Annotated in this window: 24 protein-coding genes; 13 read left to right on the top strand and 11 right to left on the bottom strand. The window is 61.4% G+C overall.

What is annotated here, in order from left to right; genetic code table 11:
* Window positions 1-124: 124 nt before the first annotated feature.
* From agaR to agaF, 6 genes are read left to right on the top strand one after another with little or no spacing between them, the layout of a single operon-like run.
* Window positions 125-898: a transcriptional repressor AgaR gene (gene agaR, locus SSARUM_RS19170; protein WP_033649488.1), complete on the top strand. Its 774-nt coding sequence runs from the start codon at window positions 125-127 to the stop codon at window positions 896-898.
* A gap of 23 nt (window positions 899-921) precedes the next feature.
* On the top strand, window positions 922-2,205 hold the full coding sequence (locus SSARUM_RS19165) for a D-tagatose-bisphosphate aldolase, class II, non-catalytic subunit (RefSeq protein ID WP_039567337.1): 1,284 nt from the start codon (window positions 922-924) through the stop codon (window positions 2,203-2,205).
* 1 nt (window position 2,206) lies between these two features.
* Window positions 2,207-2,683, top strand: coding sequence for a PTS N-acetylgalactosamine transporter subunit IIB (gene agaV / locus SSARUM_RS19160; RefSeq protein ID WP_019455696.1), 477 nt, complete (start codon window positions 2,207-2,209; stop codon window positions 2,681-2,683).
* Between the two features lie 14 nt (window positions 2,684-2,697).
* Window positions 2,698-3,477 (top strand): PTS N-acetylgalactosamine transporter subunit IIC, encoded by a 780-nt coding sequence (gene agaW, locus SSARUM_RS19155; protein ID WP_039567924.1) that lies wholly within the window; start codon window positions 2,698-2,700, stop codon window positions 3,475-3,477.
* Window positions 3,467-4,360, top strand: coding sequence for a PTS system mannose/fructose/sorbose family transporter subunit IID (locus SSARUM_RS19150; protein ID WP_039567339.1), 894 nt, complete (start codon window positions 3,467-3,469; stop codon window positions 4,358-4,360). Before agaW ends, SSARUM_RS19150 begins: the two co-directional genes overlap by 11 nt.
* Before the next feature lie 10 nt (window positions 4,361-4,370).
* On the top strand, window positions 4,371-4,805 hold the full coding sequence (agaF, locus tag SSARUM_RS19145; RefSeq protein ID WP_039567342.1) for a PTS galactosamine/N-acetylgalactosamine transporter subunit IIA: 435 nt from the start codon (window positions 4,371-4,373) through the stop codon (window positions 4,803-4,805).
* Between the two features lie 36 nt (window positions 4,806-4,841).
* Here the strand turns inward: agaF and SSARUM_RS19140 are convergent, their stop codons facing one another.
* Window positions 4,842-6,569 carry an ABC transporter ATP-binding protein/permease gene (locus SSARUM_RS19140; protein ID WP_043147971.1) on the bottom strand — a complete coding sequence of 576 codons (1,728 nt, stop codon included), beginning with the start codon at window positions 6,567-6,569 and terminating at the stop codon, window positions 4,842-4,844.
* Between the two features lie 205 nt (window positions 6,570-6,774).
* Between SSARUM_RS19140 and SSARUM_RS19135 the strand changes: the two genes are divergently transcribed.
* A complete protein-coding gene (locus tag SSARUM_RS19135) occupies window positions 6,775-7,482 on the top strand; it encodes a hypothetical protein (protein WP_033635780.1) in 708 nt (235 codons plus the stop codon).
* A 32-nt stretch (window positions 7,483-7,514) separates the two neighbouring features.
* On the opposite strand, the gene SSARUM_RS19130 is transcribed toward SSARUM_RS19135, so the two are convergent.
* Both SSARUM_RS19130 and SSARUM_RS19125 read right to left on the bottom strand, forming a co-directional pair.
* Window positions 7,515-8,162: a DsbA family protein gene (locus tag SSARUM_RS19130; protein WP_033649493.1), complete on the bottom strand. Its 648-nt coding sequence runs from the start codon at window positions 8,160-8,162 to the stop codon at window positions 7,515-7,517.
* Window positions 8,163-8,230: 68 nt separating this feature from the next.
* Window positions 8,231-9,115: an MBL fold metallo-hydrolase gene (locus tag SSARUM_RS19125; RefSeq protein WP_033635778.1), complete on the bottom strand. Its 885-nt coding sequence runs from the start codon at window positions 9,113-9,115 to the stop codon at window positions 8,231-8,233.
* Window positions 9,116-9,223: 108 nt separating this feature from the next.
* Here SSARUM_RS19125 and SSARUM_RS19120 point away from each other — a divergent pair, with 108 nt between their 5' ends.
* Window positions 9,224-10,132 carry a LysR family transcriptional regulator gene (locus tag SSARUM_RS19120; RefSeq protein ID WP_015378928.1) on the top strand — a complete coding sequence of 303 codons (909 nt, stop codon included), beginning with the start codon at window positions 9,224-9,226 and terminating at the stop codon, window positions 10,130-10,132.
* Window positions 10,133-10,159: 27 nt separating this feature from the next.
* Here the strand turns inward: SSARUM_RS19120 and SSARUM_RS19115 are convergent, their stop codons facing one another.
* Entirely contained in the window at window positions 10,160-11,083 is a 924-nt protein-coding gene (locus SSARUM_RS19115; RefSeq protein ID WP_033649494.1) for a LysR family transcriptional regulator, read from the bottom strand.
* Window positions 11,084-11,216: 133 nt separating this feature from the next.
* Here SSARUM_RS19115 and lysA point away from each other — a divergent pair, with 133 nt between their 5' ends.
* Window positions 11,217-12,479 carry a diaminopimelate decarboxylase gene (gene lysA / locus SSARUM_RS19110; RefSeq protein ID WP_033649495.1) on the top strand — a complete coding sequence of 421 codons (1,263 nt, stop codon included), beginning with the start codon at window positions 11,217-11,219 and terminating at the stop codon, window positions 12,477-12,479.
* Between the two features lie 27 nt (window positions 12,480-12,506).
* Here lysA and SSARUM_RS19105 read toward each other — a convergent pair whose 3' ends face one another.
* From SSARUM_RS19105 to galR, 3 genes are all read right to left on the bottom strand, one after another.
* Window positions 12,507-12,809, bottom strand: a complete 303-nt coding sequence (locus SSARUM_RS19105) for a helix-turn-helix domain-containing protein (protein WP_004931828.1) — start codon at window positions 12,807-12,809, stop codon at window positions 12,507-12,509.
* Between the two features lie 5 nt (window positions 12,810-12,814).
* Window positions 12,815-13,159: a type II toxin-antitoxin system RelE/ParE family toxin gene (locus tag SSARUM_RS19100; protein WP_033635775.1), complete on the bottom strand. Its 345-nt coding sequence runs from the start codon at window positions 13,157-13,159 to the stop codon at window positions 12,815-12,817.
* 159 nt (window positions 13,160-13,318) lie between these two features.
* Complete coding sequence (galR, locus tag SSARUM_RS19095; protein ID WP_033649496.1) at window positions 13,319-14,338, bottom strand: HTH-type transcriptional regulator GalR; 1,020 nt, start codon at window positions 14,336-14,338, stop codon at window positions 13,319-13,321.
* Between the two features lie 220 nt (window positions 14,339-14,558).
* Between galR and SSARUM_RS19090 the strand changes: the two genes are divergently transcribed.
* The 3 genes from SSARUM_RS19090 (at window position 14,559) to lplT (ending at window position 20,503) form a co-directional block, all read left to right on the top strand.
* Entirely contained in the window at window positions 14,559-16,817 is a 2,259-nt protein-coding gene (locus tag SSARUM_RS19090; protein WP_048321906.1) for a molybdopterin guanine dinucleotide-containing S/N-oxide reductase, read from the top strand.
* Between the two features lie 348 nt (window positions 16,818-17,165).
* Entirely contained in the window at window positions 17,166-19,322 is a 2,157-nt protein-coding gene (gene aas, locus SSARUM_RS19085) for a bifunctional acyl-ACP--phospholipid O-acyltransferase/long-chain-fatty-acid--ACP ligase (RefSeq protein ID WP_033635771.1), read from the top strand.
* Window positions 19,319-20,503, top strand: coding sequence for a lysophospholipid transporter LplT (gene lplT / locus SSARUM_RS19080; protein WP_033635770.1), 1,185 nt, complete (start codon window positions 19,319-19,321; stop codon window positions 20,501-20,503). Before aas ends, lplT begins: the two co-directional genes overlap by 4 nt.
* A gap of 33 nt (window positions 20,504-20,536) precedes the next feature.
* On the opposite strand, the gene SSARUM_RS19075 is transcribed toward lplT, so the two are convergent.
* The 4 genes from SSARUM_RS19075 to mutH form a co-directional block, all read right to left on the bottom strand.
* Window positions 20,537-21,577, bottom strand: a complete 1,041-nt coding sequence (locus SSARUM_RS19075; protein WP_060431031.1) for an NADP(H)-dependent aldo-keto reductase — start codon at window positions 21,575-21,577, stop codon at window positions 20,537-20,539.
* A 206-nt stretch (window positions 21,578-21,783) separates the two neighbouring features.
* On the bottom strand, window positions 21,784-22,002 hold the full coding sequence (locus SSARUM_RS19070; protein WP_033635766.1) for a YgdI/YgdR family lipoprotein: 219 nt from the start codon (window positions 22,000-22,002) through the stop codon (window positions 21,784-21,786).
* Between the two features lie 159 nt (window positions 22,003-22,161).
* Window positions 22,162-22,878 (bottom strand): TerC family protein, encoded by a 717-nt coding sequence (locus tag SSARUM_RS19065; RefSeq protein ID WP_033635765.1) that lies wholly within the window; start codon window positions 22,876-22,878, stop codon window positions 22,162-22,164.
* 103 nt (window positions 22,879-22,981) lie between these two features.
* The gene (gene mutH / locus SSARUM_RS19060; protein ID WP_033635764.1) at window positions 22,982-23,668 is read right to left on the bottom strand and encodes a DNA mismatch repair endonuclease MutH; all 687 of its coding nucleotides are present in this window, start codon (window positions 23,666-23,668) and stop codon (window positions 22,982-22,984) included.
* A gap of 696 nt (window positions 23,669-24,364) precedes the next feature.
* On the opposite strand from mutH, the gene rppH reads away from it, so the two are divergent.
* Window positions 24,365-24,892 carry an RNA pyrophosphohydrolase gene (gene rppH, locus SSARUM_RS19055; RefSeq protein ID WP_004931849.1) on the top strand — a complete coding sequence of 176 codons (528 nt, stop codon included), beginning with the start codon at window positions 24,365-24,367 and terminating at the stop codon, window positions 24,890-24,892.
* The last annotated feature ends 7 nt before the right edge of the window (window positions 24,893-24,899 follow it).

Genomic DNA, 24,899 nt, shown 5'->3' with positions numbered 1-24,899 from the left:
TTTGCTAAAACCGGGCTGTAAGCCCGATCACAATTTCATTGCTTTCGCTTTGCTGTAATGCCTGCGCAGTAGAGCGAAAGCCATCTTCTCCCCGGCGATGCCGGAAACCTGAGGACCGCAGCTCATGCCAGTGAATACCGCAAAGCGACGTGAACACATTATCGATCTGTTATGCGAGCACGGCAGCGTGCGCGTGGAGCAGCTCAGCAAACAGTTTGCGGTATCCACGGTGACGATCCGCAACGATCTGCGCTTTCTGGAACGAAAAGGGTGTGCGCTGCGCGCTTACGGCGGCGCGATGCTCAATCAGCAATTCGCTTTCGATCGGCCGCTGCGGGACAAGGGGCGGTTGAATCGCGACGTCAAAACGCTGATCGCCAACGCGGCGGCCGGCTATGTGCGCGACGGCGATGCGCTGATCCTCGATTCCGGCTCCACCACCACGCAGATCGTGCCGTTCCTGAAGGGGCGGCGCGATCTGGTGGTGATGACCAATGCGCTGAACATTGCCTACGAGCTTTCGGGAAACGACGGGGTGGAGGTCATGGTGCTGGGGGGCAGCGTGCGCCGCAACTCTTACTCGCTCTACGGTCCGGCCGCCGAGCAGCAATTGCGTCAGTACCGCTTCGACAAGCTGTTTTTGGGCGTCGACGGGTTCGATCTGAGCGCCGGCATTACCACGCCTCACCCCGGTGAGGCGCACCTCAATCGCGTGATGTGCGAGGTGGCGCGCGAGATTATCGCGGTGGCGGATGCCAGCAAATTCGGTCGCAAGAGCTTTTGCATGATTCGCGAAGCCGGACAAATCCATCGGCTGATCACCGACAGCCGTCTTCCGGACGATTACGAGCGGGCGTTAACCGAGCTGGGCGTAGAGGTCATCATCGCCGATCGGTAGCAGGGCGCCTGCATGGGGGCTTCATGCAGCAGTTGTTACAGCTTGTCGAGCAGCACAAGGCCGGTATGCCGGTCGGGATCTTTTCCGTCTGTTCCGCCCATCCCTGGGTTCTGAAGGCCGCGCTGCGGCAGGCCAAAGCGCGCGGCACGCCGGTATTGGTGGAGGCGACGTCCAACCAGGTCAATCAGTTCGGCGGCTATACCGGCCAAACGGCGGCCCAGTTCCGCGATGCGCTGTGGCATCTGGCGGATGAGGTTGGCCTGGCGCGCGATCGCGTGTGGCTGGGCGGCGATCACCTGGGGCCCAACGCCTGGCAAGATCGCCCGGCTCAGGAGGCGATGGCGCTGGCGGAAACCTTGATCGACGATTACGTTCGCGCCGGATTTCGCAAGATTCACCTCGATTGTTCCATGTCGTGCGCCGGCGATCCCTCGCCCCTGGGGGATGCCACGGTCGCCGAGCGTGCGGCGCGCTTGTGCGCGGTGGCGGAGCGGGCCTGGATGCAGAGCGGCGGCGAAGCGCCGGTCTATGTGATTGGCACCGAAGTGCCGGTGCCGGGCGGCGCGCAGGAGGCGCTGGCGAGTCTGCAGGTCACCACGCCGCACGCGGTGGCGCAAACGCTGGAAACGCACCGTATCGCCTGGCAACAGGCCGAGCTGAACGATGCCTGGCAGAGAACCATCGCGCTGGTGGTGCAGCCGGGCGTCGAGTTCGATCACCACCGCGTCGAACGCTATCAGCCGCAGCGCGCCGACGCATTGAGCCATTTCATCGAACGCCAGCCGGGCATGATCTATGAAGCGCACTCCACGGACTATCAGCCGCCGCAGGCCTACCGCCAACTGGTGCGCGATCACTTCGCCATCCTGAAGGTGGGGCCGGCGCTGACCTTCGCGCTGCGCGAAGCGCTGTTCGCCCTCGATCGCATCGAGCGTGAATGGCTGGGGGAGCGCCAGTCGGCGCAGCTGTGCGCCACGCTGGAGCAGGTGATGCGCGAGCAGCCGCAGCAGTGGAGCCGCTACTACCACGGCACGCCGCACCAACAGTACCTCGATCGCCACTACAGCCTGAGCGATCGGGTTCGTTACTACTGGCCGCAGCCGCAGGTGCAGCAGGCGGTCGACGGGCTGCTGGACAACCTGCGCCGCAGCCCGGCGCCGCTGGCGCTGCTCAGCCAGTACCTGCCGGATCAGGCGCGGGCGCTGAACGCCGGCGAATTGAGCGCCGATCCGCAAGAGTGGGTGCTGCATAAAGTGACGCAGGTGCTCGACGATTACCACGCCGCCTGCTACCCGGAGGGCCGCTGACATGCCGAACATTTTAATGACCCGCATCGACAATCGCCTGGTGCACGGCCAGGTGGGCGTGACCTGGACCAACACCCTCGGCGCCAACCTGGTGGTGGTGGCCAACGACGAGGCCGCCGCCGATCCGGTGCAGCAGAACCTGATGGACATGGTGGTGGCGGAAGGGGTGCAGACCCGCTACTTCACGCTGCAGAAAACCATCGACGTGATCCACAAGGCGGCGGATCGGCAGAAGATTTTTCTGGTGTGCAAAACGCCGCAGGACGTGTTGACGCTGGTGCGCGGCGGGGTGCCGATCCGTTTCGTCAACGTCGGCAACATGCACTTCGCCGAGGGGAAGCGGCAGGTGCACAAAACGGTGTCGCTGGACGACGGCGACGTGGCCGCGTTTCGCGCGTTAGCGGCGCTGGGCGTGGAGTGCGAAGTGCGCCGGGTGCCGGATGAGGCGGGCGAGGCTATCGGCAAATTGCTCTTTTGAGCCAGGGGGAAAGCATGTTGACGGATGCGTTATTGATTGCGTTGTTGGCCGGGCTGGCGGGGGTGGACCTGTTCGACGGCCTGACCCACTTCCATCGGCCGGTGGTGATGGGGCCGCTGGTGGGGCTGATTTTGGGCGATGTCTACACCGGCTTGCTGGTGGGCGGTACGCTGGAGCTGGTGTGGATGGGGATGGTGCCGCTGGCGGGCGCCCAACCGCCGAACGTGGTGATCGGCGGGGTGATCGGCACCGCGTTTGCCATTCTGACCAAGGCCGACCCTAAAGTGGCGATCGGCGTGGCGGTGCCATTCTCGATTGCGGTGCAGGGCTGCATCACGCTGCTGTTTACGCTGTTCTCGCCGATGATGCACCGCTGCGATCGCATGGTGAAAGAGCTGAACTGGCGCGGCGTCGAACGGGTGAACTATCTCGGCATCGGCATCCTGTTCATCTTCTATTTCGTGGTGGCGTTCCTGCCGATTTACTTCGGCGCCGATGCGGCCAGCGCCATGGTGCAGAAGGCGCCGGGTTGGCTGCTGGACGGGCTGGCGGTGGCGGGCGGCATGATGCCGGCAATCGGCTTCTCGCTGCTGATGAAGGTGATGATGAAAAAAAACTACGTGGCCTATTTTATCCTCGGCTTTATCTCGGTCACGTTCCTCAAGCTGCCGATCCTGGCGGTGGCGCTGGGCGCCCTGGCGATCGCCCTGATCGATTTCTTCAACACGCAACGCGGCGCGGCAGAGGCGACGGCCCGGCCCGCTCCGCAGGAGGACGCCGAAGATGGCATTTAACGATTCCGACGATCTGCTGGCGCAAAAGGCTGAGCAACGCATGGCGCAGGCGCTGGCCACCAGCCAGGTGGAACAGGACGACTACCTGGATAACCAACCCGCCGAAGCGCTGACGCGCGGCGACATCAACCGCATGGCCTGGCGTTCGCTGCTGCTGCAGGCGTCGTTCAACTATGAACGCATGCAGGCCGGTGGCTGGCTGTATCAGCTGATCCCCGGGCTGCGCAAGATCCACCGCAACCCGCAGGATCTGGCCAACTCGATGAAGATGCACATGGAATTTATCAACGTGCACCCGTTCGACGTCACCTTCCTGTCCGGTCTGGTGCTGGCGATGGAGCAGAACAAGGAGAAGATCTCCACCATTCGCGCGGTGAAAGTGGCGCTGATGGGGCCGCTCGGCGGCATCGGCGACGCGCTGTTTTGGCTGACGCTGCTGCCGATCTGCGCCGGGATAGGCGCTTCGCTGGCATTGGAGGGCAGCCTGTTCGGGCCGATCGTCTTCCTGCTGCTGTTCAACCTGTTCCACTTCGGCCTGCGCTTCGGGCTGGCGCACTACGGCTATCAGGCCGGTACCAGCGCGCTGGCGCTGTTGAAGACCCACACCCGGCGCATTTCTCACGCCGCGTCGATCGTCGGCATGACGGTGATCGGCGCACTGGTGGCCTCGTATGTGCATCTGTCCACGCCGTTGGTGATGCATGCCGGCAAAGCCAGGGTGGCGCTGCAGACAGACGTGCTGGACAAGTTGATGCCCAACTTGTTGCCGCTGTGCTTCACGCTGCTCATTTTCTTCCTGATGAAGCGCGGTTTCTCGCCGGTGAAGCTGATTGGCGTCACCGTAGCGATCGGCGTGGCGGGCAAATTTATCGGCATTTTGTGAGGAGTGGGCTATGCCAGGCATTGTGATTACCGGCCACGGCGGCTTCGCCACCGGGCTGTTGCAGGCGGTGGAGCAGGTGGTGGGGCCGCAGCCGCACTGCGCGGCGGTCGATTTCCCCGAACAGATGAGCACCGCGCAGCTCAACGACGCCTTGCGCTCGGCGCTGGCGGCGGTGGCGCAGCCGGACGGCGTGGTGTTTCTCACCGACATGCTCGGCGGCTCGCCGTTTCGCAGCGCCTGCGAACTGGCGGATGCGCAGGGCGATTGCGAAGTGCTGACCGGCGTCAACATGCAGCTGGCGGCGGAAATGATGCTGGAGCGCGACGGGTTGAGCCTGGATGAGTTTCGCGAGATGGCGCTGGCGTGCGGCAAACGCGGCCTGACCAGCCTGTGGCATGAGCGCCGCCGGGTGAAATGTGAAAACGTGCCGGCCGACGGCATCTGAACGAACGCCGGGCGCCGCCGCGCCCGGCTCTGCGGGTTATGCCGGCAGCGGGCTTAGCATCAGGCGCGCCGCTTGATCTTCGCTGCGGCTGAAGCGCCAGCAGGTCTGGTGGTACTTCGCCACGCTGTTGCGGTGCGCCACGCTGATCAGCGTCACGTCCGGCAGTTCATCCACCAGCAGGCAGTACATCAACTGTTCGGTTTCGTCGTCCAGCGCGCTGGTGGCTTCGTCGAGGAACAGGATGTTCGGGCGAATCAACAGGGCGCGGGCGAACGCCAGCCGCTGTTGCTCGCCCGGCGACAGGCGGTGGCTCCAGTTGGCGGAGGTATTCAGCCAGCGCTGCAGGTGTTTCAGGCGGCAGTTTTCCAGCACCCGCATCAGCTGCGGATCGCTGTATTCCGACGCCAGGCTCGGGTAGCTCAACGCTTCGCGCAGCGTGCCGATCGGAATGTAGCTGCGCTGCGGCAGGAACAACGTGTTGGCATTGGCCGCTACCCCGATGGCGCCCGCGCCGTAAGGCCAGATACCGGCGATGGCCCGCAGCAGCGTCGACTTGCCGCAGCCGGAAGGGCCGACGATCAGCAGGCGATCGCCGCGTTGCAGCGTCATCTCGGCGCCGGCCAGCAGCGGCTGGCCGTCGGGCAAGTGCAGGCTGAGGTTGCTCAGCGTCAACGGATGGGCGGTCTCTTCCCGCAGCTGAATGCCGCGCGGCTGATGATGCACCTGATCGACGGCGGCGTTGAAGCCGGCCAGACGGTTGACGCAGGCTTTCCAGGTCGCCAAATCGTTAAATGCGTCGATGAACCACGACAGCGCACCCTGTACCTGGCCGAAGGCCGAGGCGATCTGCATCAGGCCGCCCATCTGAATGGCGCCGGAGAAGTAGCGCGGCGCCGCCACCAGCAGGGGAAATACAATGGCGAACTGGCCGTAGAAGTTGGTGGCGATGTTCAGCCGCCGGGTGATGCGCATAATCGCCCACCAGTTGCTGCGAATGGTGTCAAAACGATCGCCCAGCTGCTGCGCCTCGCGCGGTTCGCCGTGGTACAGCGCGATGGCGTCGTTGTTTTCGCGGATGCGGATCAGGCCGAAACGGAAGTTTGCCTCATACCGTTCCTGGTTGAAGCCCAGCATGACCAGAGGTTTGCCGACCCACCAGATCAGCAGCGATCCCAGCACCGCATACAGCAGCGCGAACCACACCATATAACCGGGCAAGGTGATGGCATGCTGGCCGAGCGCGAAGGTCATTGGCCCGCTGACGTGCCATAGGATGTCGATAAAGGAAAACAGCGTCACCAGGCTGGAGAGCAGCCCGAGCGACAGCGACAGGGTATATTGGGTCAATACGTTGAGATCTTCGGCAATACGCTGATCGGGGTTATCGACGATCTGCTGCTGCTCGGTGTGGTAATACGCCTGGTGCGCCAGCCATTTTTCCATGAACTTTTCCGTCATCCAGCGCCGCCAGCGCATCTGCAGCCCCTGAGTCAGGTAGATCTTGTAGACCGCCAGCACGATGAAGATCAGCGCCAGATAGGTAAAACGCCACAGCTGCGCCTTGAATACCGGGTAGTTCTTGTTCTGCAGCGCATCGTAGAACACCTGATTCCACTGGTTGATCTGCACGCTGATATAGACCAGGCCGAGCGACAGGACGACGATGGCGATCAGCATCATCCAGGCGCGCCATCGCTCCTCCGACACCCAAAAGGGTTTGATCAGCTGCCACACGGCGTGTTTCTGCAAGGGGGTTGCGTTCATAACGGCTCGATAATTGCGGTATTTCGTTCAGCATGGGCTGCGGGACGGTAACAAACAAACCGCGACTGTAAGCAGTTTTAACTCCGCTAACCGTTTGAAATAAGGCGGCTGAATCGACAGCGGCACGCCGACGGGCGCAATTGCGGCATACACTCCACCGCCGGGCGGTTATACTGGCGCCGAATTTTTGCAGAAAGGATAAACGATGAAGGCTTGGTTTCCCCTGTTGCTGACCTGCGGCGTCTTCGCCGGCGCCCGGGCCTGGGCGCACATTGACGAGCCGGACATCGCCGCCGACTGCCAAAAGGTGGCGAGCTACGCCGAACTGGGAAAAAAGGCCTATCAGCGGCAGGATTACGCCAAAGCTGCCGACATCTTTCGCGATCAGGCGGCCTGGAGCGAGTTTTGCGGCCTGAGCGAGCAGGCCATCGCCACGGCCTACAACAACGTGGCGCTGTCGCTGATGCGCGCCGGGGAATTGCTCAAGGCACAGGCCTACCTGGCGCTGGCGCCGCACGATGACAAATCGCAGCACAACATGAGCCTGTTGCGCCAACGCCTGGCGCAGCGGCCGCAGCCGCAGGGGCCGGGCGGCGTGTATTGGCAATACGCCGGGCGTGGCGTGTGGAGCGAAGTGGCGGTGAAGCCGCAGGGCGAGCGCTGGCTGATCGATTTTTCCGGCTACGCCATGCCGCAGATGGGGCTGTATTACGGGCCGAACATGGGTGACTTCACCGCCGAGCTGCCAATCGAGCACGGCAAAGCGGTCTACCATCAGCATGACTCGGAAAGCGCGCAGGTCTGCGACGTCACGCTGGAATTTGGCGAGCAAGCGCTGGAGATGCACACGCGGGGGGATTGCGGGTTCGGTCACAACGTGCGCGCGGAAGGGCGGTTCGTGCGGGTCGAATGACCCGCCCCGGCAGCCGGGGCGGGAAAGGTAGGTTACGCCAGCGCGGCGGCGCCCAGCAGGTTTTTCCAGGCTTCCACGTTACCCAGATAGTTGCCGGCCGGCAGCAGATGCAGACGGCCTTCGCTGTCCTGCAGCGCAAAGGTCGGGAAGCCCTGGCCTTGCACTTTGGCCAGCAGCGCCCGGCTTTCCGCGATGTGCTGCGCGGTTGGTGCGCCGGTGTTGAAACGCATTTCGGCGATAAACGCCGCCGAAGGCAACCCCAGCTCTTTCGCCAACGCTTCCAGCACCGGCGTATCGGCGATGCGCCGGCCTTCTTGATAGTGCGCCTGCTGAATGCGGTGCAGCATGTCCAGCCCGCGGCCCGCCAGCTTTTCCGCCGCCAGGATAGCGGTGATCGGCGGCTCGGAATCCATCACTGCCGTGGTGTCGCGCAGCAGGCCGTTGAAATAGGCTTCGCCAAAAGGCTGGCCCGTCATCTCGGCGATGCGTTTGTCGTGCGGAATGACGTAGTTGCGCCATTCGTCGGTAATCTGACGGCGGTTGTTGCCGGTCATCATGCCGCCGGCGTGCGGCACAACCTTCAGCCCAGGGAGGCTCTGAGCCGCTTTCACCAGCGGCGCGGCGCCGTAGCACCAGCCGCACAGCGGATCGAAAATGTAATGCAGAGTGGTTTCGGTCATCTTTACTCCTCGCCTGGCGCGCGGCAGCTCACCGCGGCGCCAGGGCTGGTTCAATCACGCACGGGCGCTTATTGCGGCCACTTCATCTCGCCTTTCAGCACTTTCGCGCTCAGTTCCAGGCTCGACTCGTCTTTCAGCGTCGGGTAGTGCTTTTTCATCGCCTCAATCAGCGCGGCGGAATCCTTGGCCTTCGGCAGCTCGGCTTCCAGCGTGGTCAGGTATTTCTGGGTAAAGTGCACCGATGCCAGCGTTTGCGCTGCGCCCGGCAGGAAGTGGCCCGGCACCACGACCTGCGGCTTCAGCGCTTCGATGTTTTTCAGCGTCTGCTGCCAGTGCTGGCGCGATTCCACGCTCTGGTTGTCGGCGATCCACGGGTGGATGTTGTCACCGGCGACGGCGACACCGCCAACGACCGCCTTCAGCGCCGGGATCCACACGAAGGTGCGATCGGGGGTCGGGCCATTCAGGCCTTTCACTTCCACTTTCTGGCCGTCGATGGTGAAGCTGTCGCCCTGCAGCGGCTGCGGCACGATCACGGTTTTCGGCGCGTTGTCTTTCAGGATCGGGCCCCAATAGGCGACTTTACCGTCTTTGGTAGCGTTGATGTCCTTGATAGTGCCTGGCGAAGCGATGATTTTCGCCTCCGGGAAGGCCGCTTTAATCACGTCCAGACCGAAATAGAAATCCGGGTCTGAGTGGCTGATGTAAACGGTGGTCAGTTTCTTGCCGGTCGCTTTGATCTTTTTAACCAGCGCTTCGGCGTCGTTACGCTGGAACTGAGCGTCGATCAGCGCCACTTCGTGTTTGCCGCTGATGATTTCGGAAGACACCGGGAACACGCTTTTCTCGCCCGGGTTATACACTTCCATGGTCAGGGTGTCGGCCGCGGTGGCGTAGGTGCTGAGGGTGGCGACGCCGGTGAAGGCCAGAGTTAACAGTGATTTCTTAAACATGGGCAGAGGTCCTTAGGTATCGGTTAATGTTGTAATGATGTTAGGTTGCATAAAGCGATAGAAAAACCGGATAATAAGCAATTATTCGTTGCATAAATCGGACTAATTATGGATCGCATTACCGCCGCTGAGGTTTTTGTCACCATCGTCGATCGCGGCAGCATGATCGCCGCCGCGGAAACGCTGGAGATGTCGCGCGCGATGGTGACGCGCTACCTGGCGCAGATGGAGCAATGGGCCGGGGCGCGTTTACTGCACCGCACTACCCGTAAGCTTAGTCTGACCGACGCCGGGGAGCGCACTCTGGAACGCTGCCGGCAAATGCTGGCGCTGGCGGGGGAGATCGACCTGGTGGAGGAAGGGCAGAGCGACGAGTTGCGCGGCCTGCTGCGCATCACCTGTTCGCAATCGCTCGGGCAAACGGCGCTGGTGGGGGCGGTCGCTCAGTATCTGAAGCGTCACCCGCAGGTGGCGGTCGATCTGCAGATGAACAACCGGGCGGTGAACCTGGTGGAAGAGCGCATCGATCTGGCGCTGCGCATCACCAACGAGCTGGATCCCAACCTGATCGCCCGCCCGCTGTCCACCTGCGCATCGGTGGTGTGCGCCGCGCCGGCATATCTGGCGGCGCACGGCACCCCGCGTCAACCGCAGGATCTGGCGTTGCACAACTGCCTGACCTACTCCTATTTCGGCAAAAGCCTGTGGCACTTCGATGCTCAGGGCGTGAAATCGGCGGTGGCGGTCAGCGGCAACCTGAGTGCCAACGAGTCGGTGGTGCTGATGGCCGGCACGGTGCAGGGGGCGGGCATTTCCATGCAGCCCTATTATTCGGCGGCGCCGCTGCTGGCCAGCGGCGAACTGGTCGAACTGTTGCCGGATTACCGGCCGCAGTCGATGGGCATCTACGGCATCTATACCTCACGCCGCCAGATGCCCGCCACCTTGCGCACCATGCTGGACTTTTTGGTGGAGTGGTTCGCCACCGATCCGCAGTGGCAGGCGACGCTGCGCTGATGCTTCGGCAATATTCCCACGCCGCTTTCAGCGCCTGACGGCGGCGGCCAGCCGGGCGACAAAGGTGGCGGCCTGCTGATGAAGGTGGTCGATAAAGGCCGTCACCAGCGCCGACGAGGGGCGGTGTAGCGGCCGAATAAGGCTGACGGTGAACGGCACGTCGATGCTGAACGGCCGCACGTGCACGCCGTTGCCGGCATAGTCGAGCGCCGTCAGCGGGTTGACGATCGACACCCCCACGCCGGCCCTCACCATGGCGCATACCGATGCCGCGCTGTGCGTTTCCATCACCATGCGGCGCTCGACGCCCTGTTCGCCGAACAAAGCATCCAGCAGGTGGCGATAGCTGTCGGTGCTCGACAGGCTGATAAAGTTCTGCCCGGCGAAGTCCTGCGGCGTCAGCCGATCTTTCAGCAGCAGCGGGTGGCCCGTCGGCAGCACGCACACTTCGTTCAACGTCATCAGCGTCACTCGCTCGGTGCCCGCCGGCGTCAGGGTGGTTTCCGTCAGCCCGAGATCGTGGCGCTGGGCCGACAACCACTCTTCCAGCAGCGGCGACTCTTGCGGGATAACGCTAAAGCTGACTTCCGGGTAACGTTCGATAAAGGGCCGGCACACCGCCGGCAGCAGCGATTGGGAAAATACCGGCAGGCACACGATCGACAGCTGCGCCTGCTGAAACTGGCGGATGCCGGCGGCGGCGTTGACGATGCGATCGAGGCCGTAATAGGAGCGCTGCACCTCTTCGAACAGCCGCAATCCCTGCACGGTAGGGGACAAGCGCCCGCGCACCCGATCGAACAGCTGCAGCCGAATCAGCTTTTCAAAACGCGCCAGCTCACGGCTGACGGTCGGTTGCGAGGTCTGCAGCAGGGCCGCCGCCTCGGTCAGGTTGCCGGTGGTCATCACCGCCCGAAAGATTTCGATCTGCCGCAAAGAGATGCTGTGCATGGCGAGGCCGCTCGATTAAGGGGAAACCCATATCATAAATGAATAGACTACGGCTAAATAGATATTTTCCACCCGATTCAGCGTGCGGCACTATGGCGTTATCTGCCGTCATTTTCGAATTGGGAATATCGCCATGCCACGCCCGTTGCACGACACCTCCACTGCGTTGAACGCCGCTAACCTGTTGGCCTTGCCGCAGCGTTTCGGCTGCCCGGTTTGGGCCTATGATGCGGACATCATCAGCCAGCGCATCGCTCAGCTGCGCCATTTCGACACTATCCGTTTCGCACAGAAGGCCTGTTCGAACATTCATATTTTGCGCTTGATGCGCGAGCAGGGCGTGAAGGTGGATTCGGTGTCGCTGGGCGAGATCGAGCGGGCGCTGCAGGCCGGTTTTCAGCCGGGCGGCGAACCGAGCGAAATCGTGTTTACCGCGGACGTGTTGGATCACGCCACGCTGGCGCGCGTCAGCGAATTGAAGATCCCGGTCAACGCCGGTTCCATCGACATGCTGGATCAGCTCGGCCAGGTTTCCGCAGGGCACCCGGTGTGGCTGCGCATTAACCCGGGGTTTGGCCACGGCCATAGCCAGAAAACCAACACCGGCGGCGAGAATAGCAAGCACGGTATCTGGTATGCCGACCTGCCGCAGGCGGTGGAGAAAATTCGCCGCTACGGCCTGAAGCTTGTCGGCGTGCACATGCACATCGGTTCCGGCGTCGATTACCAGCATCTGGAGCGCGTCTGCGATGCGATGGTGCAGCAGGTGATCGATCTCGGTCATGATATCAGCGCCATTTCCGCCGGCGGTGGCCTGTCTATCCCGTACCAGTACGGCGAAGAGGCGATCGATACCGAACACTATTTCGGGTTGTGGAACCGGGCGCGTGAACGCATCGCCGCGCATCTGGGGCATCCGGTGCAGTTGGAGATCGAACCGGGGCGTTTCCTGATGGCGGAAGCGGGCGTCTTGGTGGCCGAGGTGCGGGCGGTAAAAGACATGGGCAGCCGCCACTTCGTGCTGGTGGACGCCGGTTTTAACGATCTGATGCGCCCGGCAATGTACGGCAGCTATCACCATATTTCGCTGTTGCCGGCCGATGGGCGCGACACCTCGCGGCAAGCGCTGCGCGAGACGGTAATTGCCGGGCCGCTGTGCGAATCCGGCGACGTGTTCACCCAGCAGGCGGGCGGCGGCGTGGAAACCCGCGAACTGCCGCCGGTGCAGATCGGCGATTATCTGGTGTTCCACGACACCGGCGCCTACGGCGCATCGATGTCCTCCAACTACAACAGCCGCCCGCTGTTGCCCGAAGTGCTGTTCGAAAACGGCGAACCGCGGCTGATCCGCCGCCGCCAGACCATCGAAGAGCTGATCGCGCTGGAGCTTATCTGATAAGCGGGCGGGCGCCTTGCGCTCGCTTCACAGCGTCATGCGGCGGTGTTGGCCATTGGGCAATTGCACATCCAGCGACAGCGTGCCGCCCATGGCCTCGATATAGCGTTTGAGCGACGACAGCTTTATTTCGCTGCCGCGCTTTTCCAAATTGGCGACGGAGGGTTGGCTGATGCCGAGCCGCTTCGCCAATTCAACCTGAGAGACCGCCAGCTCTTCCCTCAGCATCGCCAGCCGCAGCTCGAAAATTTCCTGATCCGCTTTTTGCCTGGCGGCGGCAACGACGGCGGGATCGAGTTTATCGATCAGTTGGGATAAAGGTTTGGCCATCTGCACTACCTCCGGGTTGCCAGATAATGTGAAAACTCCATGGCGGCGATGGGCAACATGCGCTGGTAAAAGCGTTTGTCGCCGGTTTTATCGCCACCGCACAGCAATACCGCTTGCCGCTGTGGGTCAAAGGCGAAAAACACCCTGAAAGGGCGCCCGCGATGTTGAACGCGCAGCTCCTTCAACTGCCGGACCGCGTCGGAAAAATACAGCGTATCGGCATGCGGCCGCGTCAACTGCGGGCCGAACGTCTGCAATTTGAAGATCGCCGCCAGGATGCTTGTTTGCTGGGCGTTGTTCAGCGCTAAAAACCAGTCGTCGAACCGTTCGACGGTCACCACTTGCCACATGATGCGCTCCGAACATAGCGTTTATGCTATATAGTGTAAAGGTTATTGTGCCAACAATATGCACGAACGCTGGGAGCGGAAAAAATCCAAAAGCGGGAAATGCGGCGGGCTGCGCAATCTGAGCGCATGGGTGATGGCTCACCCATGCGGCGGCGCGAATTACGGCTGTTCGTGCGCGTTGTTGAGGGTGGCGACCGAGTGGCGGCGCACCAGCGTCGGGCTGAACATGTTGGTGATTTCCGGCAGCGGTTGACGATTGGCCAAGGCCAGGGCCAGTTCCGCCGCCTGGGTCGCCATCGCCACGATCGGGTAGCGAACGGTGGTCAGGCGCGGCCGCAGGTAGCGCGAAATCAGTACGTCGTCGAAACCGATCAGCGAAATTTGCCCCGGTACGTCGACGCTGTTGTCGCTCAGCACCGAAAGCGCGCCGGCGGCCATCGGATCGTTGTAGCAGGTAACGGCGGAGAAAGAGCGGCCGCGGCCGAGCAATTCGGTCATCGCCTGTTCGCCGCCGATCTCGTCCGGTTCGCCGTAGGCGATCAGCTTTTCATCCACCGCAATGCCGTGCTCCTGCAGAGCGTCGAGATAGCCTTGCAGGCGATCGGTGGCGTCGGAAATCTGGTGGGTGGAGCAGATGATGGCGATGCGCTGATGCCCTTGCTGGATCAGATGACGGGTCGCCAGCCAGGCGCCGTAGCGATCGTCGAGCGCCACGCAGCGCGTTTCAAAACCCGGCAGCGTGCGGTTGATCAGCACCATGCCCGGGATCTGCTGCATCCAGCCGCCAAGTTCCCGATCGCTCAGACTTTTGGCGTGCACCACCAGCGCCTCGCAGCGATGTCGCACCAGCTGTTCAATCGCCTGGCGCTCTTTTTCGGCGTCGTGGTAACCGTTGCCAATCAGCAGAAAATTGTGGGTGGCGTAGGCCACCTGCTCGACCGCTTTGACCATCGCCCCGAAGAAGGGGTCGGAAACGTCGGAGACGATCAGGCCCAGCGTTTCGGTGGACTGCTGCGCCAGCGCCCGTGCGTTGGCATTGGGGTGATACTGCAGCTGTTCCATGGCGGCCAGCACCGCGGTGCGCGACCCTTCGCTGGCCTTGGGGGAATTGTTTATCACGCGGGATACCGTGGCCACGGAAACACCCGCCAGCCTGGCAACATCCTTTATCGTAGCCATATCAGTCAACACATCCTGGGTAATCGCTTACATCCCCCAGTTTTGCGGAAAAAAACCGGGGCTGCAAGCGGTGTTGTGCGCAACTTGTGGCGGCCGTTGCAGAATCTTTTCGCGGCTGCGCGCATAACCGTCGGCCGCCGAACGATAGCGCAATTTGTACGTTGGCACTGGCGACGGGCTGAGGTAACGTCTGTGCATTCCGATTTGCGCCGAGAACGCCATGTCCATTAAACGCTATCCGCAGCTCGCCCATTGGGGCGCCTATACCGCCGTGGTTGAAGACGGCCGGCTTATCCGCTGTGAACCCTTCGCCGACGATCCCGACCCTTCGCCGTTGCTCGATTCCATCGTACCGATGGTTTACTCCGACAAACGTATCCGCAAGCCGGCGGTGCGCCGCTCGTGGCTGCAAAAGCGCGAGGGCAGCGACCGCACGCTGCGCGGCAGGGAAGATTTCGTCGAAGTGGACTGGGAACTGGCGCTCGATTTGGTGGCGCAGGAGAATCGCCGGGTGCGCGATCGCTACGGCGCCTCCGGGCTGTTTACCGGCTCTTATGGCTGGTCGTCGGCCGGGCGCTTGCATCATGCGCGCTCGCTGGTGCGACGGTTCTATTTCAGCGGCGGCGGCGGGGTCGATCAGCAGGGCAACTACAGCTGGGGCGCGGCGCAGTTTTTCCTGCCGTATGTGATCGGCACTTTCTCGCCGTTGACCGGGCGCGTCACCAGTTGGCCAAGCGTGGTGGAGCATTGCGAGCTGTTTGTGGCGTTTGGCGGGCTGGCGCTGAAAAATGCCCAGGTCTCTTCCGGCGGCGCGGCGGAGCATGCGCTCAAACCCTGGCTGCAAAAGCTGGCGCACAAGGGCACGCCGGTTGTCAACATCAGCCCGATGCGCGACGACTGCCCCGGGTTCGTCAACGCGGAGTGGATCCCGATCCGGCCGAATACCGACGTGGCGCTGATGCTGGCGCTGGCTTACGAAATTCAGCGGCTGGGCGCGCAGGACGAAGCCTTCCTGCGCAGCCACTGCGTGGGCTATCAACAGTTGGCGGATTACCTGAACGGCGTGAGCGACGGTGTGGCGAAAACGCCGGCCTGGGCCAGCGCCATTACCGGCATTCCGGCGGCGCGCATCGCCCTGCTGGCGCGGCAGCTGATCGGCGTGCGCAGTTTTATCACCTGTTCCTACTCCGTACAGCGCGCGCACCGCGGCGAGCAACCTTATTGGATGATGATCGCGCTGTCGTCGATGTTGGGCCAGGTGGGCCTGCCGGGCGGCGGCTTCTCGTTCGGCCACGGCTCGATGAACGGCGTCGGCAACCCGCGCGTGGACACCCCCGCGCCGACCATGCCGGTAGGGGAAAACCCGGCCGGGCTGGCGATCCCGGTGGCGCGCATCTGCGACATGCTGCTGCACCCCGGCGAAACCTATCAATTTTGCGGCGAGACGCGGCAGTACCCGGATATCCACCTGGTGCACTGGGCCGGCGGCAACCCGTTCCATCACCATCAGCAGCTGAACCGGCTGGTGGAAGGCTGGCAGAAGCCGGATACGGTGATCGTACAAGATATCTGGTGGACGGCGGCGGCCAAAATGGCGGATATCGTGTTGCCGGTCACCAGTTCGCTGGAGCGCAACGACATCGGCGGCTCCTCGCGCGATCGCTACGTGCTGGCGATGCATCAGGCGATTGCGCCGCAGCATCAGGCGCGCAACGATTTCGATATCTTCGCCGATCTGGCGGAGCGCCTGGGCTATCGCGAGCGCTTTACCGAAAACCGCGGCGAGCGGGCCTGGATCGAAGATATCTATCGGCAATGCGGCGCGGCGCAGCGGCGCGCCGGCGTCGCCTGGCCCGAGTTTGAGGATTTTTGGCGCCGGGGCTATGTCGAACTGCCCGCGCCGGCCAAGGAGTTCGTGTTTTTTGACGAGTTTCGCGCCGATCCGCAGGCTAACCCGCTTCAGACGCCCAGCGGCAAGATCGAACTGTTCAGCGAGCGGCTCGCCGGTTATCGCTACGAGGATTTCGCTCCGCATCCGCAGTGGCGGCCGCCGGTCGAGTGGCTGGGGGCGCCGCAGGCCAAAACCTGGCCGCTGCATCTGATCTCCATTCAACCGAGCGATCGTCTGCACAGCCAGATGGATCCGGCGCCGCTGGCGCAGGGCAATAAGACCGCCGGGCGCGAAACCCTGTATATGCATCCGGAGGACGCGGCGCAGCGCGGCGTGGCGGACGGCGCCGAAGTGCTGGTCAGCAATGCGCGCGGCAGCTGTCTGGCGGGGGCCTCCCTCACCGACGGCGTGACGCGCGGCGTGGTGCTGATGGCGACCGGCGCCTGGTTCGAGCCGGGTTACGACGCGCAGCGCCGGCCGGTCGAGCAGGCGGGCAACCCGAACGTGCTGACGCTGGATATCGGCACCTCGCCGCTGACGCAGGGGCCGAACGCCATGAGTTGCCTGGTGGAGGTCAGCGCGCGATGAGTGAAGGTTTCACGTCGGGATAACCGGCTCGCCGTCGCGGCTGTATTTATTTTTTCGCCGCTGCGGGAAGGTTTAAGTTTCATTGAGTTATTACAGCAGATCGCGGGAAATTTACAGCTGGTTGCATTTGGAGCAGAACTCTTGCGATTCGCCGGTAGTTTCCTGCACGCCATCTCTCTAGAGTAGGTGATCCCAGAGGTATTGATTGGTGAGAAATCAGCATACTCTGTATGTTGAAGCCATTTTCAATTGCACCAACCTACGCGGATGCGTAGGTTTTTTTTTGCCTGCCATATAGTATTCTTTTTCCTACAACGATTTACGCCTCCATGGCCAAGGGAGAAGGGCATGATCTTTTCACTGCTGCGCGCGCTGTTTCGCCTGCTGTTTCGGGTACGGGTCGAAGGGGACGTTCAGCACTTCGAGCGGCAAAAACTGCTGATTACGCCGAACCACGTCTCTTTCCTCGACGGCGTGCTGCTGGCGCTGTTCCTGCCGATTAAACCGGTGTTTGCGGTTTACGCCAGCATCGGCGAAAGCTGGTTTATGCGCTGGCTGCGGCCCTACATTGATTTCGTCTCGCTCGATCCCACCAAGCCGATGGCCATCAAGCAACTGGTGCGCATGGTCGAGCAGGGGCGGCCGATCGTGGTGTTCCCTGAAGGGCGCATCACCGTGACCGGCGCGCTGATGAAAATCTACGACGGCGCGGCGTTTATCGCTGCCAAATCGGGCGCCACCGTGGTGCCGGTGCGGATCGACGGCCCCGAGTTCAGCCCGTTCGGCCGCATGGCCGGGGTGTTCAAGATCCGCTGGTTCCCGCAAATCAGCATCCGCATCTTGCCACCGACCACGCTGCCGATGCCGGAAGCGCCGCGCGCGCGTGAACGCCGGGCGCTGGCGGGCGATCGGCTGATGCAGATCATGATGCGGGCGCGAATGGATACGCGCGAACCGCAGACGCTGTTCCATGCCTTGCTGGCGGCGCAGCACCGCTACGGGCGCCGCAAGCCCTGTATCGAAGACATCGCTTTCAAAGAAGACAGTTACCAGACGCTGATCAAGAAATCGCTGGGCGTCAGCCGCATTCTGCAGCGCTTTACCGCCGAAGGGGAACACGTCGGGCTGCTGTTGCCGAACGCCACCATCACCGCGGCGGCGATCTTCGGCGCTTCGCTGCGTAACCGCATTCCGGCGATGCTCAACTACACCGCCGGCGCCAACGGCCTGAACAGCGCGATGCTCGCCGCCGGCATCAAGACCATCGTCACCTCGCGCCAGTTTCTGGAGAAGGGCAAGCTGACCCACCTGCCGGAGCAGGTGACGCAGGCCAACTGGGTGTATCTGGAAGATCTGAAAGACACCGTTACGCTGGCGGACAAGCTGTGGATTTTGCGGCACTTGCTGCAGCCGCAGCGCGCGGCGTTGCCGCAACGCCCGGAGGACGCGGCGCTGATCCTGTTCACTTCCGGTTCCGAAGGCCACCCCAAGGGCGTGGTGCATTCGCATGCCAGCCTGCTGGCTAACGTAGAACAAATTCGCACCATCGCCGACTTCACGCCGCGCGACCGTTTCATGTCGTCGCTGCCGCTGTTCCACTCGTTCGGCCTGACGGTGGGGCTGCTTACGCCGCTGATCACCGGCAGCCGCATTTTCCTCTACCCCAGCCCGCTGCACTATCGCGTGGTGCCGGAGCTGGTGTATGACCGCAACTGCACGGTGCTGTTCGGCACGGCGACCTTCCTCAACAACTATGCGCGCTTCGCGCATCCGTATGATTTCGCCCGCCTGCGCTACGTGGTGGCCGGCGCGGAGAAACTGGCGGACAGCACCAAACAGATCTACCAGGACAAATACGGCATCCGCATTCTGGAAGGCTATGGCGTGACCGAATGTGCGCCGGTGGTGTCCATTAACGTGCCGTTGGCGACCAAGGTGGGCACCGTCGGCCGCATCATGCCGCAGATGGAGGCGCGCCTGATTGCGGTGCCGGGCATCGATAACGGCGGGCGCCTGCAGCTGAAGGGGCCGAACATCATGAAAGGCTATCTGCGGGTTGAGCGCCCCGGCGAGCTGGAACCGCCGGCGGCGGAAGATGCGAACGGCGTGCTGCAGCCGGGCTGGTACGACACCGGCGATATCGTCAGCCTGGATGAGCAGGGCTATTGCACCATTCGCGGCCGCGTGAAACGCTTCGCCAAGCTGGCGGGCGAGATGGTGTCGCTGGAGAGCGTCGAATTGCTGGCGCAACGGCTGTCGCCGGAAAAAATGCATGCCGCCACGGCCAAAGGCGACAGTAGCAAAGGCGAGGCGCTGGTGCTGTTCACCACCGATCCCGCCATCACTCGTGAAGCATTGCTGCGGGTGGCGCGTGAGCTGGGCAGCCCGGAGCTGGCGGTGCCGCGCGATATTCGCCTGTTGAAAACGCTGCCGGTGCTCGGCAGCGGCAAACCCGATTTCGTCACCCTGCGTCATATGGCCGAACAGCCGGAGAGTGCCCGATGAATCCTTCGACCGAGTCCCCTTTGCTGTCACGCGGCATGATCGCCGTCATCAGCGCGCAGTTCCTCTCGGCGTTCGGCGACAATGCGTTGCTGTTCGCCACGCTGGCGTTGATCAAGCAGCAGCTGTATCCGGACTGGAGCCAGCCAATCCTGCAGATGGCCTTCGTCGCTACCTACATCATCCTGGCGCCGTTTGTCGGCCAGGTGGCCGACAGCTTTGCCAAAGGGCGGGTGATGATGTTCGCCAACGCCTTAAAATTGGCGGGGGCGTTGGTGATCTGTTTTGGGGGAAACCCGTTCCTCGGCTACAGCCTGGTCGGGGTGGGAGCCGCCGCGTATTCGCCGGCCAAATACGGCATTCTGGGCGAGATCACCAGCGGCGAGAAGCTGGTCAAGGCTAACGGCCTGATGGAGGCCTCGACCATCGCCGCCATTCTGACCGGTTCGGTGGCCGGCGGCATTCTGGCGGACTGGCATGTGGTGGCGGCGCTGGCGGTCTGCGCCTTGGTTTACGCGGGGGCGGTGGTCGCCAACCTGTATATTCCGCGCCTGGCGGCGGCGCGCCCGGGAGCTTCCTGGCGCCCGCGGGCCATGACGAACAGCTTCTTTACCGCCTGCGTCACGTTATGGCGCGATGGGCAGACGCGTTTTTCCTTGATCGGCACCAGCCTGTTCTGGGGGGCCGGCGTGACGCTGCGTTTTCTGCTGGTGCTGTGGGTGCCGGTGGCGCTCGGCATCGCCGATAACGCCACGCCGACGCTGCTGAACGCCATGGTAGCCGTCGGTATCGTGGTGGGAGCCGGCGCCGCCGCGCGCTTTGTCACGCTGAAGACGGTGAAGCGCTGCATGCCGGCCGGGATCCTGATCGGCGTTGCGGTCGCGGTATTCGCGCTGCAAACCACCATGCTCAATGCCTATGTCTTGTTGGCGATCATCGGCATGCTGGGAGGCTTCTTCGTGGTGCCGCTCAATGCGTTGCTGCAGGAGCGGGGCAAGCATTCGGTCGGTGCCGGCAATGCGATCGCGGTGCAAAACCTGGGTGAAAACGCCGCCATGTTGCTGATGCTGGCGCTGTATTCGCTGGTGGTGAAGCTGGGCGTGCCGGTGGTGGGCGTCGGCGTAGGGTTTGGCGTGGTGTTTGCGCTGGCGATTAGCGCGCTATGGTGGTCGCAGCGGCGGTGAAACGGGGCGCAGCCAGGCTGCGCCCTTGCTGTATTAAGGCGCCGGAATGGTAAACCGGGTATGGATTTCTTCGAGCGCCTGCAGCACGTCTTCATCCAATACCACATCGAGGCTGTCGATGTTGATTTTCAACTGATCCACCGTGGTGGCGCCCAGCAGGGTGCTGGCGACGAACGGCTGTTGACGCACGAAGGCCAACGCCATCTGCGAAGGATCCAGCCCGTGTTTTTTGGCCAGCGCCACGTACTCGGCGATCGCCAGCTGGGTTTGCTGTCCTGAATAACGGTTGAAGCGGGTGAACAGCGTATTGCGCGCACCGGCCGGTTTTGCGCCATTGAGGTATTTACCGCTCAGGGTACCGAACGCCAGGCTGGAATAGGCCAGCAGTTCCACCCCTTCGTGCTGGCTGATCTCGGCCAGGCCAATCTCAAAGCTGCGGTTCAGCAGGCTGTACGGGTTTTGAATCGACACGATGCGCGGCAGCTCGTGTTTCTCCGCCAACTGCAGGTAGCGCATCACGCCCCAGGGCGTTTCATTGGAAACCCCGATATAGCGGATCTTGCCGGCGCGCACCTGCTCGGTCAGCGCCTCCAGCGTTTCCAGCAGCGTGACCGTGGCTTTGTCGTCGGTGTATTGATAGTTGAGTTTGCCAAAACAGTTGGTGGCGCGCTGCGGCCAGTGCAATTGGTAGAGATCGAGATAATCGGTATTCAGCCGCTTGAGGCTGGCGTCCAGCGCGGCGCGGATGTTTTTGCGATCGAGCGCCTGCTGCGGGCGAATGCTGCTGTCGGTGCCGCGCACCGGGCCCGAGACTTTGCTGGCCAGGACGATTTTTTCGCGATTGCCGCGCGCCTTGAGCCAGCTGCCGATATAGCTTTCGGTCAGGCCCTGGATTTCCGGACGGGGCGGCACTGGGTACAGTTCGGCGGTGTCTATCAGGTTGACGCCTGCGGCCAATGCATAGTCCAGTTGCGCATGGGCGTCGGCTTCGCTGTTCTGTTCGCCAAAGGTCATGGTGCCCAGTCCCAGCACGCTCACTTCTAAAGAACTGTGGGGAATACGGTGGTATTGCATTAACGGCCTTCCTTTCTTGTTAGCGCTTACGGGCCGCGCGGCCCGGTGAAACAGGAGCCCAATGTCAGAAGACGGCGCAGAGTCCGTCGGGCGGCGATGTCGCCTTTCCTGACTATAACCAAGCGGTGAAGATGGGGGAAGCGGATTCCGTGCGAACGCGAATGGGGGCTACCGCGCTTGAACGGGCGATAGCCGGCGGGCGGTGATTAGCGTTCGATAACCTGAGAAACTTGATCGCCGTTGATCTGGCGCTGGTTGCCTTTCTCGTCTTTATAGCTGATGAGGCCGGTATCTTCATCGATCTCCGGTTTGCCTTGCGTCAGGATCATGTTGCCATCTTTGGTCGCCATCACGTAGTCGCTGGAACACCCCGCCAGGCCAGCCACCATCACCAGCGCAGACACTGCCATTACCCACTTTTTCATCCTGCGGATCCTCGATTATGCAGAAAATAATGTTCTTTCAAGATTAGCAAACTCTCGGCGAAGCGCGTCTCAGATAAGTCTTTATCTGATAAGAAAAAGTGAAATGAGAGGTCAACAAAGTGATGAAAGCCGCCAATGGCGGCTTTCATATAGATAGCGTTATTCCGGCGCGCGATTTTTTTTGCTGCGCATCAGATTGAGCGCTTCTACCGACATCGAGAAGAACATGGCGAAGTAGATGTAGCCTTTTGGCACGTGCACCTGGAAGCTTTCCAGCATCAGCGTGAAGCCCACCAGGATCAGGAACGCCAGCGCCAGCATTTTCACCGATGGATGGCGGTTGACGAATTCGCCGATCGGTCGGGCAGCGAACATCATCACGCCGACGGCGATCACCACTGCCGCCATCATGATGAACAGATGGTCGGAAAGGCCCACGGCGGTAATCACCGAATCCAGGCTGAAGATAATATCCAACAGCATGATCTGTACGATCGCGCCGAAGAAGCTGTGCACCTTGGTGTGGTGCTCTTCTTCCGACCCTTCGATGGTTTCGTGGATCTCTTTGCTGGCTTTCCAGATCAGGAACAGCCCGCCCAGCAGCAGGATCAGATCGCGAGCGGATACGCTGTGCTCCATCACGGTAAACAGCGGGTGGGTCAGGCGAATCACCCAGGCGATGGAAGCCAGCAGCGCCAGGCGCATAAGCATGGCGGCGGCCAGCCCGATCCGGCGAGCTTTGTTCTGTTGCGCTTTGGGGAGCTTGGCCACCACCAGCGACAGAAAAATGATGTTATCAATACCCAGTACGATCTCAAGAATGGTTAGCGTGCCTAACGCTAACCAGGCATTGGGATCCATAATCCATTCGAACATTGCTCGACACACCTTATTAATACTTAATAAATGCAAAGCGTGAATTATACGCGTTTATCATGGCGCTGATAGGGGCAGCTAAACCAGAGTTAAACGAAATCGCTTAGATTGAGAAATGTCTTGCCAGCAGCGCGCCGGTAAAACTCTTTTTCAGATAGAAGCCGCGCGGCAGCGTCATGATCGGTTGCCCTTGTTCGCCGATGGCTTCGGTGAGCGCCTTGCTGTTAGCCGCTTTGGGGCGCAGCTGCAGCACTTCGCCGTGGCGTGCGGTGATGCGCTCTACGTGGCCGAGCACGATCAGATCCATCAATTCTTCCCAATCGCGGCGCAGCATTTCGTCTTCTGCCGCGCTTGGGCTCCACAGCAGCGGCGAACCGACGCGGCGTTCGGCCAGCGGGATCTGGCGTTCGCCTTCTACCGGTATCCACAACACGCGCGCCAGCTTGTAGCGAACGTGGCTGTTGGCCCAGGTGACGCCGCTGTTGCCGGTGAGCGGAGCGACGCAGACAAAAGTGGTTTCCAGCGGTTTGCCGGCGGCGTCGACAGGAATGGTTTTCAGCTCGATGCCCAGCTCGGGAAAGTCCTGCTCCGGTTTGCTGCCGGCCATGGCGCCGAGATACAGCTCCAGCAGCATGCCTACCCAACCTTTATCGCGTTTCAGATCCTTGGGGATCGGCAGCTGCGCGCGAGCGGCCAGTTCGCCAAAGCTGGCGCCGGCCAGCGCCTGAGCGCGCTCGAACAGCTGCCGTTCATTTTCCGGCGGGGGCGGCAAAGGGGATAAAAACGCCATAAATCAAGCCTGTCTAGTTTGGTTGAAAAACGTACTGCAATTATGCACGGTGAGCGATAACCGCCATCGCTTGGGGAAAAGAATAATAGTAGCATGATTTTACATGACTTTTTTCCTTTCTTGGCGTGGTGGACAATGCACTGGCGGGGCTTGTTCACCTGAAGCCACCGACAATAAACAGGATCTTACACCTATTTATCCACAGATTTTTGGGATAACCCAAATTTTTGCCGATCACTGGTTCAATTTACAGCCTTGACTCGGGCGGTTTTTTACGAATTTGTCCGTTTTGTGCGTAACTTGCCCGGATAATCTGTGGATAAAAACGACGTTGGTGGATCTTTCGCCAGGGTAAGATCCTTACCGTGCACAGATCACATTTTTGCCCTGGATATAACGATGCGTTAATACATAATTGTATGTTTTTAAAATAAATATGCGTTTTTAGTGTTGAGGGGGGATTTTGGGGGTTAAGAGTTTTACCGACTTATTCCTCGAGTTCTGCACACACCTATCCACAGAAAAAGTGAATAAAACCGGTCTGAAAGGCTAGGGTATGTTTATAACTTTGCCTATATCTGTGAGTTATCCCAATGTTATTCGGCCCGCAGCGCCGTAAAGCAGTGGTTTACCGCCTGTAGCTTGTGTGAAACAATCAGGACATCTATGCGAATTTAAGCTTATCGAGGTAGTCCGGTGATCGATGATGATGGCTACCGCCCGAATGTTGGTATCGTAATCTGTAATCGTCAGGGGCAGGTCTTATGGGCCCGCCGTTACGGTCAGCACTCCTGGCAGTTTCCCCAAGGTGGGATTAACCCTGGCGAAACTGCGGAGCAGGCGATGTACCGTGAGCTGTTCGAAGAAGTGGGGCTGAGTAAAAAGGATGTGCGCATCCTGGCTTCGACCCGCAACTGGTTGCGCTATAAATTGCCGAAACGTTTGGTGCGTTGGGACACAAAGCCGGTTTGTATCGGCCAAAAGCAAAAATGGTTTTTGTTGCAGCTACTGTGCAATGACGCTGATATCAATATGCAGCGCAGCAGCACGCCGGAGTTCGACGGTTGGCGCTGGGTGAGCTTCTGGTATCCGGTACGCCAGGTGGTGTCGTTCAAACGCGACGTCTACCGCCGGGTGATGAAAGAATTCGCCGTGACCGTGATGCCGATGCAAGAACAGGCGGCGCCGCGGCAGGCTCCTGCTTATCGCCGAAAGAGAGGTTAAGTTAAGC

The sequence above is a fragment of the Serratia sarumanii genome (assembly GCF_029962605.1).
GTDB lineage: Bacteria > Pseudomonadota > Gammaproteobacteria > Enterobacterales > Enterobacteriaceae > Serratia > Serratia sarumanii.
The sequence above is the reverse complement of the archived record's forward strand: the minus strand, read 5'-3'. Positions and strand labels throughout refer to the sequence as shown.